Annotated in this window: 18 protein-coding genes; 9 read left to right on the top strand and 9 right to left on the bottom strand. The window is 71.2% G+C overall.

The genetic code is table 11. The features are described 5' to 3' along the window. Nucleotides 1-284: 284 nt before the first annotated feature. From ACGF13_RS01260 to ACGF13_RS01220, 9 genes are all read right to left on the bottom strand, one after another. A complete protein-coding gene (locus tag ACGF13_RS01260) occupies nt 285-446 on the bottom strand; it encodes a hypothetical protein (RefSeq protein ID WP_392867512.1) in 162 nt (53 codons plus the stop codon). Nucleotides 447-472: 26 nt separating this feature from the next. After that, nucleotides 473-1,465: a hypothetical protein gene (locus tag ACGF13_RS01255; RefSeq protein WP_392867509.1), complete on the bottom strand. Its 993-nt coding sequence runs from the start codon at nt 1,463-1,465 to the stop codon at nt 473-475. A gap of 5 nt (nt 1,466-1,470) precedes the next feature. Further along, nucleotides 1,471-1,878, bottom strand: a complete 408-nt coding sequence (locus ACGF13_RS01250; protein ID WP_392867508.1) for a hypothetical protein — start codon at nt 1,876-1,878, stop codon at nt 1,471-1,473. Nucleotides 1,879-1,899: 21 nt separating this feature from the next. Next, nucleotides 1,900-2,934: a hypothetical protein gene (locus tag ACGF13_RS01245; protein ID WP_392867505.1), complete on the bottom strand. Its 1,035-nt coding sequence runs from the start codon at nt 2,932-2,934 to the stop codon at nt 1,900-1,902. A 143-nt stretch (nt 2,935-3,077) separates the two neighbouring features. After that, the gene (locus tag ACGF13_RS01240; RefSeq protein ID WP_392867503.1) at nt 3,078-3,251 is read right to left on the bottom strand and encodes a hypothetical protein; all 174 of its coding nucleotides are present in this window, start codon (nt 3,249-3,251) and stop codon (nt 3,078-3,080) included. Nucleotides 3,252-3,315: 64 nt separating this feature from the next. Next, entirely contained in the window at nt 3,316-4,593 is a 1,278-nt protein-coding gene (locus tag ACGF13_RS01235) for a hypothetical protein (protein ID WP_392867500.1), read from the bottom strand. Further along, the gene (locus tag ACGF13_RS01230; protein ID WP_392867498.1) at nt 4,590-5,240 is read right to left on the bottom strand and encodes a hypothetical protein; all 651 of its coding nucleotides are present in this window, start codon (nt 5,238-5,240) and stop codon (nt 4,590-4,592) included. The genes ACGF13_RS01235 and ACGF13_RS01230 overlap by 4 nt, the downstream gene beginning before the upstream one ends. Further along, nucleotides 5,237-5,875, bottom strand: coding sequence for a hypothetical protein (locus ACGF13_RS01225; RefSeq protein WP_392867496.1), 639 nt, complete (start codon nt 5,873-5,875; stop codon nt 5,237-5,239). The genes ACGF13_RS01230 and ACGF13_RS01225 overlap by 4 nt, the downstream gene beginning before the upstream one ends. Further along, a complete protein-coding gene (locus ACGF13_RS01220; RefSeq protein ID WP_392867494.1) occupies nt 5,872-6,150 on the bottom strand; it encodes a hypothetical protein in 279 nt (92 codons plus the stop codon). Before ACGF13_RS01220 ends, ACGF13_RS01225 begins: the two co-directional genes overlap by 4 nt. Nucleotides 6,151-6,677: 527 nt before the next feature. Between ACGF13_RS01220 and ACGF13_RS01215 the strand changes: the two genes are divergently transcribed. The 9 genes from ACGF13_RS01215 to kdpB all read left to right on the top strand — a co-directional run bounded on the left by ACGF13_RS01215 (nt 6,678) and on the right by kdpB (nt 18,396). Further along, complete coding sequence (locus ACGF13_RS01215) at nt 6,678-7,442, top strand: GntR family transcriptional regulator (RefSeq protein WP_392867493.1); 765 nt, start codon at nt 6,678-6,680, stop codon at nt 7,440-7,442. A gap of 94 nt (nt 7,443-7,536) precedes the next feature. Continuing rightward, nucleotides 7,537-8,991 (top strand): GntR family transcriptional regulator, encoded by a 1,455-nt coding sequence (locus ACGF13_RS01210; protein WP_392867491.1) that lies wholly within the window; start codon nt 7,537-7,539, stop codon nt 8,989-8,991. Then, nucleotides 8,988-9,674, top strand: coding sequence for an HAD family hydrolase (locus ACGF13_RS01205; RefSeq protein WP_392867488.1), 687 nt, complete (start codon nt 8,988-8,990; stop codon nt 9,672-9,674). The genes ACGF13_RS01210 and ACGF13_RS01205 overlap by 4 nt, the downstream gene beginning before the upstream one ends. 777 nt (nt 9,675-10,451) lie before the next feature. Beyond that, nucleotides 10,452-10,715: a hypothetical protein gene (locus ACGF13_RS01200; RefSeq protein WP_392867486.1), complete on the top strand. Its 264-nt coding sequence runs from the start codon at nt 10,452-10,454 to the stop codon at nt 10,713-10,715. A gap of 6 nt (nt 10,716-10,721) precedes the next feature. Next, nucleotides 10,722-11,501, top strand: coding sequence for a helix-turn-helix domain-containing protein (locus ACGF13_RS01195; RefSeq protein ID WP_392867484.1), 780 nt, complete (start codon nt 10,722-10,724; stop codon nt 11,499-11,501). Between the two features lie 689 nt (nt 11,502-12,190). After that, on the top strand, nt 12,191-14,023 hold the full coding sequence (locus ACGF13_RS01190) for an APC family permease (RefSeq protein WP_392867481.1): 1,833 nt from the start codon (nt 12,191-12,193) through the stop codon (nt 14,021-14,023). Nucleotides 14,024-14,526: 503 nt separating this feature from the next. Further along, the gene (gene kdpF / locus ACGF13_RS01185; protein WP_045693083.1) at nt 14,527-14,616 is read left to right on the top strand and encodes a K(+)-transporting ATPase subunit F; all 90 of its coding nucleotides are present in this window, start codon (nt 14,527-14,529) and stop codon (nt 14,614-14,616) included. Between the two features lies 1 nt (nt 14,617). Continuing rightward, nucleotides 14,618-16,282 (top strand): potassium-transporting ATPase subunit KdpA, encoded by a 1,665-nt coding sequence (gene kdpA, locus ACGF13_RS01180; protein WP_392867478.1) that lies wholly within the window; start codon nt 14,618-14,620, stop codon nt 16,280-16,282. After that, a complete protein-coding gene (gene kdpB, locus ACGF13_RS01175; protein WP_392867476.1) occupies nt 16,282-18,396 on the top strand; it encodes a potassium-transporting ATPase subunit KdpB in 2,115 nt (704 codons plus the stop codon). The genes kdpA and kdpB overlap by 1 nt, the downstream gene beginning before the upstream one ends. The last annotated feature ends 1 nt before the right edge of the window (nt 18,397 follow it).

Below are 18,397 nucleotides of genomic sequence, written 5' to 3'. Positions count from 1 at the left end.
ATGCACGACCCCGCACCGGCCGACGATCCGCCAAGACAGGCGGCAGGTGCGGGGTTTCGTGCTGTCTGGGGGTGTTGGTCAGGTCAGTCAGCGGGGTGCAGGTCGATGACCAGGCGGTGGCGTTGTCGGCCCTGGTGGGGTCGGTGTTCACGGCGAGGTCGGTGATCCGGCGGGCGGTGGGGGCCGGGGCGGAGACGGGAGACAGCCCGGGCAGCCGTCGACGGGTATGGCGGAGCCCGCGCCAGCGGATGCTGACGCGGGCTCCGGCGAGGCGAGGTGTTGGGTCAGGTCTGGGGGAGGCCGTGGCGGCGCTCCCACTCCCGGATGCAGCTGCGGACGATGCCCTGGGTCGCGGGGTCGGGGTCGTCCTGGTGCTGCTCGATCGCGGCGCACAGTTCCTCGTTGCTGAACTCCGTGACGGTCTTGTCGGGCCAGCGGTCGGTCATGGCGGAGTGCCTTTCGTGTCGGTGGATCAGGCGGCGGGGGCGGGGTTGACGATGATCGTCCGGGCGGGGTTGTCGGGGTCGGTCCGCATGACGAACCCCTCTCGGGTGGTCCACTCGCGGGCGTTGTTGTGGTTGTTGTTGTTGCTCTGACCTGCGACAACAACGCCGTCAGGGGCGCTCTCAGAGGGGGAGGGGAGCGGGGGGACGTCGTCGTGGTGGATGCCGGGCACGCTGATGCCGTTCACGCGGACCCCGTCCCGGTACCGGATTCCGGCCTGGGTGAGGAGCGCCTTCGTGGCCTTTCCGGAGCGCTCCCAGCGGGGGTGTGCGGCGGCCAGGTGGGCGGTCACGGCGGTGAGGGCGACGTGGGTGCCGTCGGCCCCGAGGAGGGCCACCGCGTGGCGGGCGTCAGCGGGGGTCGGGGCGGCCGCCTCGGGGGCCTCCTGGAAGTCCTCCTCCGCGGGCTCCTCCTCGGGGGGAACCGGTATGGGCTGGCCCTGCTCCTGGTCCTCCTGGTCGGCCTCGGCCGGGGTGGTCTTGGCGGGGGCCGGTGCGTGGATCAGGGCGGCGATCCACCACGCCCCGATCAGGAGGCCGATGCCGGGCTCGATCCAGGGCCGGGCCAGGGACCAGACGAGGGGGCCGCCGACGATCAGCATCAGGGCCGCCGCTCCGGCGGCGTCGCCCGCCCGGCTCCGCGCGGCCTTGCGGGCGGCTTTGGCCTGCTCCAGCTCGAACTGGCGGGCCGTGACCTGCGCGGCTTCCCGGGCCTGGAGCATCGCGGCGCGCTTGGCCGGGTCGGCCTCCGTGGCGAGCTTCTTCGTGAAGGCCTCCTCGGCGGCCTGGGCGGCCTGGGCGGCGAACTCGCCCTGCTTGGCCTTGAGCGCGGCGGCCTCGGCGCGGCGCTCGCGCTGGGGGGCCGTCAGCTTGCGGACGAGGACGGGCGTGCCAGTGGCCAGGCCGGTGAACGGCCACAGGAGAGTCGGGATCAGCTTCTCGGTGGGGAAGATTCGTTCCATCGCCGTCAGCCGATGAACGAGTTGATCAGGCCGCTGAGGACAGAGGCGGGGATGGCCCAGAAGCCGCCGGCGCTCGCGTAGAGGCTGGGAGCGACGGCGCCGCAGATGACGTCCTTCCAGGGCTTCGGCTTGAGCCCGAAAACCGCGATGGTCAGCAGGGCGGCGGTCGCACCGGTCTGCCACTCGCCGAGGGCCTGGTTGCCCTGGAAGCTGGCACCGAGCTGGTCGCCGATGCCGCTCAGCTGCTGGAACGCGGTACCGGCGTTGGCGCTCAACAGGCCGATGCCGAACGCCCAGTAGGGGACGTGGTCGGGGTCCACGGTGATCTTGTTCTTGCCGCGGATGCCGACGAGGAGGTACGCGGAGGTAACCGTGGCGGCGCCGCCGGCGCCCAGCGCGATGAGGCTGCTCATGAGGTGTCTCCTTGGCGTGGGTCAGAAGAGGGGGAGGGCGGCGAAGAGCGGGGCGAGGCCGGTGGCGACGGCGAGGCCGGAGGCGACCGGGATGCGCGCGGCGATCAGGATCAGAAGGGGCCCGGGGCGGCGGACCTCGCTCACACGCAGGCGGCCCCGGTCACGCAGGTGCAGGTCGAGGGCCCAGCCGGCACCGGCCAGCAGCAGGCCGACGAAGGGCCCGCCCGGCGTGATCAGCTCGACCAGGCCGGTCGCGTAGCCACCGACCGCGCTGATGGCGGTGAGGACGCACCAGCGGCGGAAGCGGCGGGTGCGGTCGGAGGACCCGGCCGTGGCGCGGGCGGCCTTGCGGTGCTGGCGGCGGGCCCGGATCTTGGCCTCGCGCTGGTCGGCGAGCCGCTGCCGGCGGTGGCGCAGGTCGCGCTGGGCGGGTGTCTCCCCGGCCGCGGCGCGGGCGGCGTCCTCCCGGACGCGGACGCGCTGCTTCTCCAGCTCGCGCTGGGCCTCCAGGCGGGCGACCCGGCCCTCTGGGGTCTCGGAGAGCCGGTCCGCGAGCAGGTCGACCAGGCCGACGAGGTCGTCCCGGTGGCCGGGCGTACTGGGGGTGAGGATGTCCTCGATGTGGTGGCGCGCCGAGCGCTCCTGGGCGCTCTCCCCGACCGCGCCGAGCGCCGCATCCATCCGGGCCCGCTGGCCCGCGAGCATCTCCTCGTACTCGACCTGCTGACGGGCAGCGCGCTGGGCCTCGGTCTCGGTGAGGAGTTGGCCGATCTGCTCCCCCACCTGGGAGGCGATGGCCGTGGCCTGCTCGGCGAAGAGCCTGCCGGCCGGGGCCCAGAAGGCCTCGGCCGCGGCCTCCATCGAGGGCGGTCCGGCGGGGGCGGCGGCGATCGGGATCGGGGTGTGGACGGTGGTGTCCGGCAGACCCGGGGTCGGGGGCTGGGCCGGAGGGGGGACGACGGGGCCGGACTTGCGCCACCACTCGGCCACGGGCTCGGGGCCCGGGGTGGGCATGCCGGCGGTGGGCGGCTCGGACGGCGGCGGCGGGATCGTCATCGGTCCCACCCGCCCCGGCGGATCAGCTCGCGAATGCACAGGACGGCGATCACGGCGTCGACCACCAGGAACAGCAGGCACAGCGTGTAGGCCATGGAGTCTTCCTTGGGAGGGGCCCGGCCGGAGCCGGGCCCGAGGGGTGGTCAGGAGGAGCGCCACCAGGAGCGGGGGGCCGGGGCGGAGTGCCAGGCCGTGGTGCTCTTGCTGGTGCGGAGGCTGTCGATCTGGCGCTGGCCCTCGCGGTCGGCGCGGCGGACGGCGGCGGCCCGGCGCTGCTGGCCCGTCTGGGGCTGCTGGCTACGGCGGAAGAGCTGCATCACGCGCTCCCTCAGCGGTCGGTGACGGGCTTGTCGAGGTCGCGGCGGGTGTCGGCGCCGGTGGTCACTGTGCGTTCTCCTTGCCGGGGCGGTTTCGCTCGGCCTCGACGGCGGCGCGCAGGCGGACGGCGGTCTCGTTGCGGCAGCCGAGCAGCGCGCGGACCTTGCGGGTCGACAGCTCCTCGCCGTCGGCGGCGAGGTCGGCCGCCAGCACCCGCACTCGGGCGAGGTCGGCCGGGTCCAGGGGCCGTTCCCCGGCCGAGGCGGAAGCGTTCCCGCCGCCCTCGGTCGAGGACCCGTCGCCGGGCTCTTCGGGCTTCGGTGCGGGTACGCCCGACCCGTTTCCGTAAAGGGATTCGAGCGCTTCCGTGGTGATTGGGGAAGCGTTCCGCAGGACGTCGGGAACGGTGTCGAGGTAGACGCCGTCGGACGGCCCCGTGGGCAGCGGGAGGGTGAGGGCGGGGAACGGGTCGTCGGGCATGCCCGGCCACAGATCGGCCGGTGCCGGAAGCGCGCTCAGCTCCGCCACGCGGGCCCGGGCGTTGAGCCGCTGGGCGAGCAGCTCGGCGGTCAGACCCGGCGTGGTGACGCCGTGGACGTACTCCCAGGCGATGCGCCACGCCTCGTCGGGCGACAACGCTCCGTAGGCGGCGGCAGACAGCAGGCGGTCCGCGACCTCCCGCACCTTCGGGTGGTGGTCGGCGCGGTGGCGGGCGTGTTCGGCCCGCTCCTTCGCCGTCTTCTTCTCGGCGGTGGTCGGGCCGCGGCCGCCGTGGGTCTGGAGGTCGGTCAGCCAGACGGCGCCGATACTGGACAGGGCCAGCACGGCGGCGACCCACCGGGCGTCGGGGTACTGCGTCCAGCCGTGGGCGAAGTTGATCCCGGCGGCAACCGTCCCGGCCGCCCAGGCGCCGAGGCGGTAGGTGTGGGTGGAGCGCTCGCCTTCGGCCTGGGCGCCCATGGCGACCAGCGCCCACGCGCCGCCCTCCAGCATCGCGGCCAGCAGCACCGCGAGCAGCACCGCGACCTTGGCGTGGTCGAGCGCGGCGACCTGCGAGGCCACGGCCGGCACGATCGAGCACGCCTGCACCAGCCGGACGAACGCCCTCGCGGGGTTCACCGTGATCCAGCCGGTCACCCGGCCGAACCGCGCGGCCCGCGCCTCCCGCCGCCGCTCCCGGGCCTGCTCGGCGTCGCGCTGGTCGGCCTGGCGCCGCTGGCGGGCCGCCTCGGCGTCCAACCGCTTCTGCTCGCGCTCCTCCCGCCGGTCCGCCCGGTCATCGGCCCGGACGGCCTGCTGGTCGGCGCGCCGCTCGGCCCGGAAGTCGTTCGGCCCGCTCACCGCTGCCACCCCGCCTTCGGGGAGAAGCCGGCGGCCTCGGCGGCCTGCCCGCCGGTCAGCCGCCCGCGCCGGTCCAGCGCTTCGGCGAGGCGGGCCACATGGCCCCAGAGCGTGTCGAGGAGGGCGTCGGTGTGGTCGTGCAGCGCGGCCAGGTCCCGGCACGGGTCGTCGGAGGTCCCGAAGGTGACGTCCCGGCCGAAGGCCTCGTCCACGGCCCGGTAGATCTCGCGGCGGTCGTTGATGGCGCCGAGTTCGGTCAGCCATCCGCGCCGGGTGGTCCATCGGCCGGTCTCGCGCAGCCACCGGTCCTGGGCCCGCTCGCCGGCGGCCAGCATCATCAGGCCGGTGCGGAGCGGGGTCGAACAGGGACTGATGACGACCGCGCCGCCGCTGCCGACCTGGTCCGGGTCCGGGACCAGGCCGAGGTCGTTGCGGATGAAGACGTGCTTGAACGGGATCCCGGAGTGCAGCATGACCAGGACGTGGCCGGCCTCGTGCGTGGCGAGGGCGCGCCGCAACTCGTCCACCGGCAGGTCCAGGGCCTCGGTGACGCCCACGCTCGACGGCAGCTCCGGGCGGGGGTTGCGGGTGGTCATCCCGTTCCGGGCGTCGAAGCGCCAGCCGGTGCGGTTCAGGGTGTCGCTCACCGCTGCCACCCCGCCTTCGGGGAGAAGCCGGCGGCCTCGGCGGCCTGTTCCTCCGTCAGCCGCCCGCGCTGGGTCAGGGCGGCGGTGAGGGCCGTCACCCGGTCCCACAGCGTGTCGAGCAGGGCGTCCGCCTGGTCGTGGAGAGCGGCCAGGTCCCGGCTTGGGTCGTCACTGACACCGTAGGTGAGGCCGTCGGGGTGCACGCGGCGGGCGTACTCGGCGATGGCTTCCCGGTCGCCCTCGGCGAGGATCTCGACCACCCACGCGCGCGCCGGGGTCCACAGGCCGGCCTCGCGCAACCACCGGTCCGCGGCCCGCTCACCGGCGGCGGCGAACAGCATGACGTCGTACGGCGGCGCGGCGATGACGCCGGGGACCTCGATACGACCGCTGTGCGTGTCCTGGCCGTGGCCGAGGTCGTCGGCGACCGACACGACCGTGAACCGCATGCCGAGGTGGAACGCGAGGACCGCGTGGCCGGCCTCGTGGACCGCGATCTCCTCGCGCAGCAGCGCTTCCGGCAGGTCGAGGATGCGGTACGTGGTCGTCGGGAAGGCCACCACCGGCATGGGGTGACGGGTGACCGCCCCGAACGCGGGGTCCCGACGCCAGGTCGAGCCGATGATGGTGGTCACGCCGCCACCCGCCCGGCGCCGGCGGTGCGGTAGATGACGGCCGGGCGCCGCAGCGGCACCGGCGCCATGCTCAGCAGGCGCTCGGCGTAGGCGGCGAGCACCGGGTCCTCCCGGCGCAGGTCCGCCAGCACCGCCAGCGCCACGTCCATCCGGGCCCGGTACTCCAGCGCCGACTCACCGGGCACCCCGGTGAACAGCTCCTCGTCCACGCCCAACGCCAGCTCCGCGAACTCCTGGGAGTCCACGGCGTGCTGGCCTGCAACAATCGACCTCACGGGTCTTCCTCTTCTCTCGATGGGGGTGGGCCCGGGGCCGCCGCGCGATCCTTGGCCGGAGCGCGGCGGCCCGACTCATGTGGGCCCGGCTACTTGTGGTGCACGAGTAGCCATGGCCGCGGCCCAACCGCGAGGCGGAAGGGCCGGGCCAAAGTCACTCGTTCACAGGTCGGGCCCCGATGGAGCAGGCCCCGGTGTGCCGTCCTTTCGGGATGTGCTCCCAGGCATGGACGGCGTTGACCTTTCGGTCTCTAGCCATCCGGACTGCCAAGGCGCCGGTTGCCTCGGCCCGATCTATCCCGGGCCCCTTCACCCTGGGCACGGCGGGCGCCGGCCATTGACGGGTGCGTTTGCGCAGGTCAGAGCAGCCCAAAGAAGGGCCAACTAGGCATGTAAATCCACCTGGTCTTGTTGGATGACTTGTTCCAACAAGCTGACGGGCATGAGCTTGGGGCATGGATGCTCGCGTCGTCAAGCGCTTCGGGGTACCTTGTTGGAACAAGTCCTTCAAGTCAGGGAGATCTGCCATGGCCAAACAGGTCCCGCGCTACCACGCCATTGCCGATGACCTGCGGGTTCAGATCGAGCAGGGAAAGTTGGCGCCCGGCCAGAAACTTCCGTCAGAGGAGGAACTGACCACGGCCTACGACGTCAGCAGGAACACGGTGCGACTCGCGCTCGGCCGTCTGACTGACGAAGGGTTGCTGGTGTCCGCCCAGGGACGGGGCAGCTTCGTGCGGGAGCGCTACGAGCCGGCCGTATGGAACTGGACCACCATGGAGTCCCGGTCGGTCCACGAGGCGAACCACACCGCCGGCGACCAGTGGGCCAGTCAGATAGCTGCCAACGGTCAGGAGCCTCGCCAGGAAATTCGGGTGTCGATCAGGCGGCCTCCGGAGGAGGTGGCACTACAGCTTCAGCTCGACCCGGCGACGGCGTTGACGGTGGTCCGCGAGCGGATCCGCTTCGTGGATCACGAGCCGTACGCTCTGGCCGACTCGTACTTCCCGGAGGAGCTGGTCCGGAACACGCCGCTGATGCTTCCCGAGGACGTGTCGGCCCCCGGAGGTGTCCTCGCCAGCGCCGGACTGGTCCAGGTGCGGTACAGCGACGAGATCACGGTCCGGATGCCCACCCGGGAGGAGAGCGAGCGGCTTGTCCTTCCCGCAGCCACCCCGGTCGCGGTCCACCGCCGAACCGGCTACGACAAGGACGGGAAGCCTCTCCGGGTGATGATCACGACGCTTCCGGGCGACAGGCACGTCATTCGCTACGACGTCTCGACGGACTGACATGACAGCTCTGAGTACCGCACGACGTCCAGAACCCCTGACTGACCGCGAGTCCAGTCCAGAGCTTGTCTGGTACGCCGCCTACGGCTCGAACATGCACCTCGACCGACTCATGTACTACATCGCAGGCGGCCGTCCGCCAGGCGGCGCGCGGTCCTACCCCGGGTGCCGTGACAAACGTCCACCCCTCGCGGCACTTCCCGTGCTGATGCCCGGGCAGCTCTACTTCTCCCTGGAGTCGAAGGTCTGGACCGGCGGCATGGGCTTCTACGACCAGACAGACGAAGGGGAGATGCCAGCGCGGACCTACCTGATCACCCCCAAGCAGTTCTCCGACATCGCCGCCCAGGAGATGCACGAGCTGCCCGGAAGGGACCTTGACCTCGCGCCAGCCCTGAGGCTGGGGAGCGTCCGCCTTGGCCCTGGCCGCTACGAGACGCTCGTGTGTCCTGGACAGATCGACGGCTACCCCGTGCTGACGTTCACTGCCCCCTGGCGGCGCGTGGACGCCGAGGTGACCCGCCCGTCAGCCGCTTACCTGCGTAACTTCGCGTCCGGACTGCGCGAGGCGCACGGTTTGTCTGCGGAGGAGGCGGCCACGTACCTGAGTGCCCGGCCCGGCGCGGCCGGCTCCTGGACCACGGAAGCGATCATGGATGCGTTGAGCGCGGGCCCCCCGGCCGTCGAGTCTCGTCGGCCTATGGCCCTAGACCCGGATGACTCTCGCCCCCCGTATCGGCAGGTCAGCAGCTCTCTGCGGGCCTCGATTCTGACGAAGAAGCCGGGCTTCGAGACCGGTGACAAGCTGCCCTCCGGCCCCGCACTGGCGAAGCACTTCGGCGTGGCGCGCGGCACGGTGGACAGGGCGCTCGACCTGCTCCGCACCGAGGGGCTGATCGTGACCCGGCAGGGGAGCGGCTCGTTCGTGAGGGAGCGGACGTCCCAGCTGGCCGGGCTGCGGCAGCACCTGGAGGCGGCCTTCGAGCAGCAGCAGGTGACCCTCGACTTCGCCGGCTTCTCCAGCGAGACGCTGCACAACGCGCTGCAGGAGCCGCTCGACAAGGTCCGCTCGGGCCGGCTGGCGCCGGAGTCCATCACGGTCCGGCTGCTGCTGCCGGACACCACGGCGCCCATGGCGGTGCCGGTCCTGGTCGACGGGCTCCAGGATGAGGCTGCTCTTCGGCAGCGCGCTCGCAACATCGCCTTGACGAACGCCGGTGGCATCGCGCACTCGGTGGAGATGCTGGCCGAGCTGGGCCTGGTCCAGAAGGCGAGTGTCCAAGTCAAGGTCCACCGGGCGTCCAGCCTGTTCAAGCTGTACATCCTGAACCGGTCGGAGGCGTTCTTCGGCTTCTACCCGCTCCGCGAGCGCACCGTGACGATCGATGACACCGCCCACACCTTCTACGACGTGACCGGCAAGGACACCACCCTGTTTCACCATGCCGCCGGCCCGGATGACGCCTCGCTCGGATCGCAGTACGTTCAGCAGGCCCAGATGTGGTTCGACAGCGTGTGGAGCACGATCGCCTACGAGCGGCAGCCATGACCGCCACCCCTCAGCAACTCGCTGACGTGCTGCGGCCGGTGAAGCACGTGCTGCTCGACTTCGACGGCCCGGTCTGCTCGGTCTTCGCCGGCCTCGCCGCCCCGGAGGTCGCGCGCCGACTCCGTGAGGGCCTGCTCGCCACCGGCGAGCAGGCCCTGGAGGGGGCGGAGGAGGAGAACGATCCGCTCGCCCTGCTCCGACTGGTCTCGGACGCCCGACCCGACCTCACGGCGAGCACGGACGCCGCGCTGGCCGCACTGGAGACCGAAGCTGTCCGGGCCGGCCGCCCGACCCCAGGGGGAGAATCGGTTCTGCGTGCTGCTGTCCGCTCTGGTCGGCTGGTCTCTGTGGTCAGCAACAACGCGGGCGCGGCCATCGAGTCCTACCTCACCGAGCACGGTCTCAGCGGCTACGTGGCTGGCGTCTTCGGACGCACCCCGGGCGACCCATCGTCGATGAAGCCGAACCCGCGCCTCCTGCTCGAAGCGATGGAAGCCGCGGGCACCGGGCCGGAGCACTGCATCTTCGTCGGCGACGCGGCCCGCGACGTCGAGGCCGGGGAAGCCGCCGGTGTTCCGACGATCGGCTACGCCAATAAACCGGGGAAGGACATCAAGCTGGCCGCCGCTGGCGCCGTGGTGGTCGTGGACTCGATGCAACTCATCGCTAGCACCATGGCCTGACGTGCTGGGCTGTCACGCGAGGGCCATAGCCAGCGGAGCATCGCGGCAAGCGGCCCTGGCATCATCGACGGAAGTCGGCGCCACATCGGCCGCAGCGGCCTCCATGGGCCGCAGCAAACGGTACGGCGGGTGGTAGTTGACGGCGGACCACGTGTCGGTGGGAGCCGGGCTGCCCGGCCTGAAAACGCAACAGGTGACATGCAAAGCTGCACGTCACCTGTGGTGAACGGGTCAGCGCGGCAACGCCTCGTCGTTCGGGTCCCTGGGTGTTTCGGTGGAGTCCGTTGCTGCCTAGGGAAGCGAGCACCCAGTTGATGGTGCTCGTTTTCTCAAAAGACTCACACGAGCCTCTCCGGGCCGCAATGGGAACTTGGACTGCGCTGCATCAACTGGCTCAACCAGCCGTGTTGACGATGCAAGCTGCTACATTTGGCCGCCCTCTTGGGCACAAAGTCCTTCTACTCAATGCATATCCGCTGATCAGGGCAGCATCGACACGGGATGTGACGTTGAGATGGACCTCTTAGCCGAACCTGGGGCCGCGGGGTTTTCGCCGGCGAAAACCCCCCTTCCGACGATGTGCGCGCACAACGTCGCGTGGACAGGGATGCATCAAAAGGGGGTTGCAAGCCAGGACCGCAGGCGGTGTATGTCGCACGGGATGGGATGATCTGACCTACCGCCAGTTGCGGGGGACGGCAATCCCCAGCAGCGCCAGTGCGGTCCGGGCCGGAAAGCCCCGGTGGAGTCCGTTTCCCTCAACTGCCTAGGAGAAGAGTGTCCAAGACCAACCGCCGTCTGGCGGCTGCCGCTGCTGCCTGCGTGAAGACCGGCCCGATGCCCCCGAGGGCGGCGGGCCTGTCCGGCATCGAGGCGATCATCGTGATCGTCCTGATGCTGATCGCCGTCATGCTCGTGCTCGCCGGAGTGTCCGTCACCACGGTCCTCGCCCTGCTGGGCGGCATCGGCGTGATCGCGGTGGGGATCATCGTGTCCGTCCGGACGAACCGGTACCTGCGCCTGGCCCCTCAGGAGGCCTGACGCCCGATGGGACGCCCTGAGCGGCCCGTCACCGCGCGTACCAAGGAGCTGGCGGCCCTGGCGCAGTACCTGCGGGTTCTGCGCCAGGGTCCCGGCCACACCTATGCCGAGCTCGGCCGGATCACTGGGATCCACCCCACGCGGCTTTCGCGAGCCGCGAGCGGTGACTCGGTGCCGACGCTGGACGTGGTGGAGGCGTACGCGACGGGATGCGGTGCCATGAAGAAGGAACTCACCGAGGTGCGCCGGCTGTGGCGGGCTGCACGCAGAGCGGGAGCCAAGTCACCGACCGAACGGCCCACGCACATCACCATGATCAATACCCCTCGGGACTTGTGGCATGCGATGGTGCACCTGCACCTGAAGGTCGGCCGTCCCTCCCTCCGTGAGCTGGAAAGGCGCGCGGGCGGCTTCGGTCGGCTCCCGCGTAGCACCCTGAACCTGGTACTCCGCGGCTGGGCCCGCCCCAGCCGCGAACTCCTGGAGGACTTCGTCCAGGCCTGCGAGGTTCCGCCCTCCGAAGTCAAGCATTGGCTCGAAGCATGGGACCGGATCCACACCCCCCGCCCGACCTCGGTCTTGTGGGCTCCGGCGTCGTGGACTAGCCACGTACGGCCCCTCGTGGACATGGACGTCCACATCGAAGACCGCGTCGGGCGTGCTGGCGATGAGCGCAGGCTCGTGGTGAGCATCCCCCATCAGGCCCGCACTGCTACCGAATTCAAGCTCGCTACGCTCCAGCTCGCACGGCAGCTTCTGGAACTCGAACCCCCTGTATCCGGCTGAGCGGTCAGGCCGTCCGAAGGCCGAGATTTCCTTCGAACGGCCCGATCAGCCGGGTGCTCTCACCCCGGTCATCGCCCGACGCGGGGCCTGAGCATCTCTGGCCGGGGTCGCTCGTAGGGGTGGCTTCAGATTGCGCCTTGAGTGGACAGCGCTGGGGAGAGCCTGATCCGGTGGCGCAGACCATGATCCGGACCAGGGGCGGACCAGGTGCGGCCCGTGAGCAAGAGTTGCCTGGTCAGAGCGTCCCTGGCCAGCGGCCTGTAAATCTGTCGCGCAAGCTACGCAGGTTCGAACCCTGCACCAGCCACAGGATAGAGAACAGCCCCCGATCTGCGGAAACGCGGATCGGGGGCTGTTCTGTTTGTTCGGGGTGGGCTTGGTCCGGAGTCGGGGCGGCGGGCGTACTTATTGCACATTGCTTGCAATTACGGGTTGCAGGCAGCAGAGTGGTGCCCGGGGGTGGGAGTCCTTCGACAGAGCTGATCGTCTTCCCAGCCGGCGACCGCCGGGACAACGGCTCGCCCCACCCCCGCCAACAGCCACCGGACGGGGCCGACGCGGCGTGACGGCCCCGTCAAGAGCGTGTCAAGGCCGCTCGTGGCGGCGTCAGGAACACGTACGGGCCCCCGGGGCGGTGGGCGCGCGGACCGCAGGATCGGACCAACTACCGACTGCGGAGGTCCCGTCCGATGTCCAGCGCCACCACCACCCCGGCAGCCACGGCCGAACCCGCGCCGCCTGATACCGGCGCGGGCGACGAGCGGCACCGGCTCAGCGCGCTCGGCGGGCTGGCCGCGCTCTCGCTGGACGCCATGGCCTCGGTCGCGTACGGCCCGGAGTCGATCGTGCTGGTGCTGGCCGCCGCCGGGGCGTACGGGCTGGGCTTCACGCTGCCGGTCACGGCGGCGATCGCCGTGCTGCTGGCGGTGCTGGTCGCCTCCTACCGGCAGGTGATCGCGGCGTTCCCGGACGGTGGCGGCTCCTACGCGGTGGCCAAGGCGCACCTGGGCCGCCGGACCGCGCTGACCGCGGCCGCCTCGCTGGTCGTCGACTACGTCCTGAACGTCGCCGTCTCGGTCACCGCCGGCGTCGCCGCACTCACCTCGGCCGTCCCGCGCCTGTACGACGACCGCGTCTGGCTCTGCCTGGGCGTGCTGGCGCTGGTCACCGCGGTGAACCTGCGCGGGATCGCCGAGTCGGCGCGCTGGTTCATGGCGCCGACGGTCGTCTTCGTGCTCTCCATCCTGGCGATCGTCGTGGTCGGCCTGTTCCGGGACGCCCCGGTCAGCACCGCGGCCGCCGCCGGGCACGCCTCGGCCCTCGCCCAGAACGCCACCACCGTCGGTGCGCTGCTGCTGCTCAGGGCCTTCGCGGCCGGCTGCTCCGCGCTGACCGGCGTGGAGGCGGTGGCCAACGCCGTCCCCTCCTTCCGCACCCCGCGGGTCAAACGCGCGCAGCACACCGAGGTCGCGCTCGGCGCCCTGCTCGGCGTGATGCTGGTCGGGCTGGCGGTGCTGATCGGCCGCTTCCACCTCCAGCCGGTCGAGGGCGTCACGGTGCTCGCCCAGCTCGCCGACGCCTCGCTCGGCCACGGGTTCGGTTTCTACGTCGTCCAGTTCGCCACCGTGGTGCTGCTCGGGCTCGCCGCCAACACCTCCTTCGGCGGGCTGCCGGTGCTGCTCGACCTGCTCGCCCGGGACAACCACCTGCCGCACCTGTTCGCGCTGCGCGCCGACCGCCAGGTGTACCGGTACGGGGTGCTGTTCCTGGCCGCGGTCTCGGCGGCGCTGCTGGTCGGCTCCGGTGGGGACGTCAACAGCCTGGTGCCGCTGTTCTCGATCGGCGTGTTCGTCGGCTTCACCGTCTGCCAGGTCGGCATGGTCCGGCACTGGCTGCTGCACCGGCCGTCCGGCTGGCGGTGGAAGGCCGCGCTGAACGGCTTCGGCGCGCTGCTCACCGGCGTCGCGGCGCTGGTCGTCACCGGCACCAAGTTCACCGAGGGGGCCTGGGGCATCGTGGTGGCCCTGCCACTGCTGGTGGTGCTGTTCGAGGCGGTCCACCGCAGCTACGGGCGGATCGGCGAGCGGCTGGAGCTGGGCCGGGTGCCCGGCCCGGTGACCAGGCAGCGCAGTCTGGTCGTCGTCCCGGTGACCGCGATCACCCGGCTGACCAGGGACGGCCTGTCGGCGGCGCTCTCGCTCGGCGACGAGGTCATGGCGGTGACCGTGGTGCACGAGCCGGCCGTCGCGGAGACACTGCGCCGGGACTGGGAACTGTGGCGGCCGGGCGTGCCGCTGGTGGAGATCCCGGACGTCCACCGCCGGCTGGGCAGGCCGATCGCGGACTTCGTCAACGAGCTGGGGGCGGAGCACGTCTACGACCGGCTGACCGTGCTGATCCCCGAGGTGGAGCCGGCCCGCTGGTGGCAGCGGGCGCTCCAGAACCGGCGCGGCGCCGTGATCGACCGCGCCCTGCGGCGGCACACCGACGCGGTGGTCTGCCGGCTGCGCATGCGGATGTGACCGGGAACGGGGGAACGGGGAGCGGGGGCGGCCCCGGACGGCAGCCTGCCGTCCGGGGCCCACGGCTTTCCGGACCCGGACAGGCCCCGGACCGGAGCCGGACAGGTCCCGGACAGGTCCCGGATCGGAGCCGGCCCCGGATCTCGGCCCGATCACGACGGTCTCGGTCCGGTGAAGCGCCCGTCAACGTCGCGTCAACGTCGCGCTGTCACCCGTATGGACGGCGTCAGGGCCCCATAACGCGCCCCTGACGGCTGGTTTGCTGCATCTGCCGGTCTTCCGCCGGTGCCGCGTGAGCCCCTCCGGCCCAGGTCGCGGCATCTCCCGAACCACTCTGGTGGAGCCCATGTCCGATCTCATCTACGTCGGTGTCACGGTCGCCGTGTTCGCCGTCATCGCCCTGATCGCGCGGGGGGTGGAGAAGCTGTGAGTGAGCGCAGCGAACGAACCATCGGAGGGCGCGTGTTGCGCCAGGCGCCCAGCGAGCGCAGCGAGGTGGCCGCATGAGCGCGGAGAACATCGCTGGTCTGGTCGTGGCCGTCGCGCTCGTCGGCTATCTCGTCGTGGCGCTGATCTTCCCGGAGAAGTTCTGACATGGGATCCACTCTCGCGGGCTGGCTGCAGGTGCTCGCCCTCGTCGGCGCGCTGGCCCTGTGCTACCGCCCCCTCGGCGACTACATCGCCAAGCTCCTCACCTCCGCCAGGCACCTCAGAGTCGAGCGCGGCATCTACAAGCTGATCGGCGTCGACGGCGACGCCGATCAGCGGTGGCCGGTGTACCTCCGCTCGGTGCTGGCCTTCTCGGCCGTCTCCGTCCTCTTCCTCTACGGTCTGATCCGCCTCCAGGGCTACCTGCTGCTGAGCCTGGGTGTTCCGCAGATGGAGGGCCACCAGGCCTGGAACACCGCCATCTCGTTCGTCGCCAACACCAACTGGCAGTCCTACGCGGGCGAGTCCGCGATGGGCCAGGTGGCGCAGATGGCGGGTCTGGCCGTGCAGAACTTCGTCTCCGCGGCCGTCGGCATCGCCGTCGTCGCCGCGCTGGTCCGGGGCTTCACCCGGAACAGGACGGACCGGGTCGGCAACTTCTGGGTGGACCTCACCCGGATCAACCTGCGGCTGCTGCTGCCGATCTCGATCGTCTTCGCCCTGGTCCTGGCCGCCAACGGCGTGATCCAGAACTTCCACGGCTTCCACGAGGTCACCGGCCTCGCGGGTGAGGTCCAGAAGATCCCGGGCGGCCCGGTGGCCTCCCAGGAGGTCATCAAGCTGCTCGGCACCAACGGCGGCGGCTTCTTCAACGCCAACTCGGCGCACCCGTTCGAGAACCCGACCGGCTTCACCAACCTGGTCGAGGTCTTCCTGATCCTGGTGATCCCGTTCGCGCTGCCGCGGACCTTCGGCCGGATGGTGGGGGACAACCGCCAGGGCTACGCGATCGTCGCCGTGATGGGCCTGTTCTGGATCGCCTCGACCGCCCTGCTGACCTTCGCCGAGTCGCAGCACCAGGGCAGCGCCCTGCAGGCCGCGGGCGCCGCGATGGAGGGCAAGGAGCAGCGCTTCGGCATCGCCGCCAGCTCGCTGTTCGCCGCCTCGACCACGCTGACCTCGACCGGTGCGGTGAACTCCTTCCACGACTCGTACACGCCGTTCGGCGGCGGGCTGACGGTCTTCGACATGATGCTGGGCGAGATCGCGCCCGGCGGTGTGGGCTCCGGCCTGTACGGCATGCTGGTGCTGGCGGTCGTCGCGGTGTTCGTCGCCGGCCTGATGGTCGGCCGCACCCCCGAGTACCTGGGCAAGAAGCTCGGCGGCCGGGAGATGAAGTTCGCCTCGCTGTACATCCTCACCACGCCGACGATCGTGCTGGTCGGCACGGGCGTGGCGATGGCCCTGCCGGGCGAGCGCGCCGGGATGCTCAACTCGGGCGCCCACGGCTTCTCCGAGGTGCTGTACGCCTTCACCTCGGCCTCCAACAACAACGGCTCGGCCTTCGGCGGCATCACCGTCAACACCGACTGGTACGACACCGCGCTCGGCCTGGCGATGATCTTCGGCCGGTTGCTGCCGATCGTCTTCGTCCTCGCGCTGGCCGGTTCGCTCGCCCAGCAGCAGCCGGTCCCGGCCACCCCGGGCACCCTGCCCACCCACAAGCCGCTGTTCGTGGGCCTGCTGTCGGGCGTGATCCTGATCGTCGTCGGCCTCACCTACTTCCCGGCCCTGGCTCTCGGGCCGATCGCGGAAGGTCTGTCCTCCTGATGTCCACCTCCACGCTCAACCCCGCACCGGCCGACCAGGCGGAGGCCGCCGCGCCGCACAGAGTGGCGAGCGGCCTGCTCGACCCGAAGCTGATCGTCGCGTCCCTGCCGGACGCGGTGAAGAAGCTCGACCCCCGGGTGATGATCAAGAACCCGGTGATGTTCGTGGTCGAGGTCGGCTCGGTGGTCACCACCGTCGCCGCGATCGCCGACCCGTCCGTGTTCGCCTGGGTCATCACCGTCTGGCTGTGGCTCACCACGGTCTTCGCCAACCTGGCCGAGGCCGTGGCCGAGGGCCGCGGCAAGGCGCAGGCCGACACGCTGCGCAAGACCAAGAGCGACACCATGGCCCGCCGGCTCACCGACTGGCCGGCCACCGGCGCCGAGGAGGAGGTGCCCGGCACCGCGCTGAGGCTCGGCGACCACGTGGTGGTCGAGGCCGGCCAGGTCATCCCCGGCGACGGCGACGTGGTCGAGGGTGTCGCGAGCGTCGACGAGTCGGCGATCACGGGTGAGTCCGCGCCCGTCATCCGTGAGTCGGGCGGCGACCGCAGCGCCGTCACCGGCGGCACCAAGGTGCTGTCCGACCGGATCGTGGTGCGGATCTCCTCCGAGCCCGGCAAGACCTTCATCGACCGGATGATCGCCCTGGTCGAGGGGGCCGCCCGGCAGAAGACGCCGAACGAGATCGCGCTCAACATCCTGCTGGCCTCGCTGACCGTCGTCTTCCTGGTCGCGGTCGTCACGCTCCAGCCGATGGCCACCTACGCGGGTGCCCCGCAGACGATGATCGTCCTGGTCGCCCTGATCGTGGCGCTCATCCCGACCACCATCGGCGCGCTGCTCTCCGCGATCGGCATCGCCGGCATGGACCGTCTGGTGCAGCGCAACGTGCTGGCGATGTCCGGCCGCGCCGTCGAGGCCGCCGGCGATGTCAACACGCTGCTGCTCGACAAGACCGGCACCATCACCCTGGGCAACCGCCAGGCCGCCGAGTTCCTGGCTGCCCCGGGCGTGTCCACCGAGGACCTGGCCGGCGCGGCGCAGCTCTCCTCGCTCGCGGACGAGACCCCGGAGGGCCGCTCGATCGTGGTCCTCGCCAAGAGCGAGTACGGCCTGCGGGCCCGCGCCCAGGGCGAGCTGACGCACGCCACGTGGGTCCCGTTCACCGCCCAGACCCGGATGTCGGGCGTGGACCTCGACGAGGCCGGAGGAGTCCACCAGGTCCGCAAGGGCGCGGCCGGCGCGGTCTCCAACTGGGTCACGGAGAACGGCGGTTCGGTCGGCGCCGAGGTCTCCGCCCTGGTCGACGGGATATCCGCGGCCGGCGGCACCCCGCTGGTCGTCGCCGAGCGGATCGGCGCCGGGCCCGCCCGCGTCCTCGGGGTCATCCACCTCAAGGACGTCGTCAAGGAGGGCATGCGGGAGCGCTTCGACGAGCTCCGCCGGATGGGCATCAAGACCGTCATGATCACGGGCGACAACCCGCTGACCGCCAAGGCGATCGCGGAGGAGGCCGGCGTGGACGACTTCCTCGCCGAGGCCACGCCCGAGGACAAGATGGCCCTGATCAAGAAGGAGCAGGAGGGCGGCAAGCTGGTCGCGATGACCGGCGACGGCACCAACGACGCCCCCGCCCTCGCCCAGGCCGACGTCGGTGTCGCGATGAACACCGGGACCATGGCGGCCAAGGAGGCCGGCAACATGGTCGACCTGGACTCCAACCCGACCAAGCTGATCGAGATCGTGGAGATCGGCAAGCAGCTGCTGATCACCCGTGGCGCGCTGACCACCTTCTCGATCGCCAACGACGTGGCCAAGTACTTCGCGATCATCCCCGCGATGTTCGCGGGGGTCTACCCGGGCCTGAGCCACCTCAACATCATGGGCCTGCACAGCCCCCAGTCCGCGATCACCTCGGCGATCGTCTTCAACGCCCTGGTCATCATCGGCCTGATCCCGCTCGCCCTGCGCGGCGTGCGCTACCGCCCGTCCGACGCCAGCTCGCTGCTGCGCCGCAACATCGGGGTCTACGGCTTCGGCGGCCTCGTGGTGCCGTTCGTCGGCATCAAACTGATCGACCTGATCGTCCAGTTCATCCCCGGCCTCAACTGAC

Source organism: Kitasatospora sp. NPDC048286, from assembly GCF_043201735.1.
Taxonomy (GTDB): Bacteria; Actinomycetota; Actinomycetes; order Streptomycetales; family Streptomycetaceae; genus Kitasatospora.
Note: the sequence above shows the minus strand (reverse complement) of the source record. Positions and strands in the feature narration are given on the sequence as shown.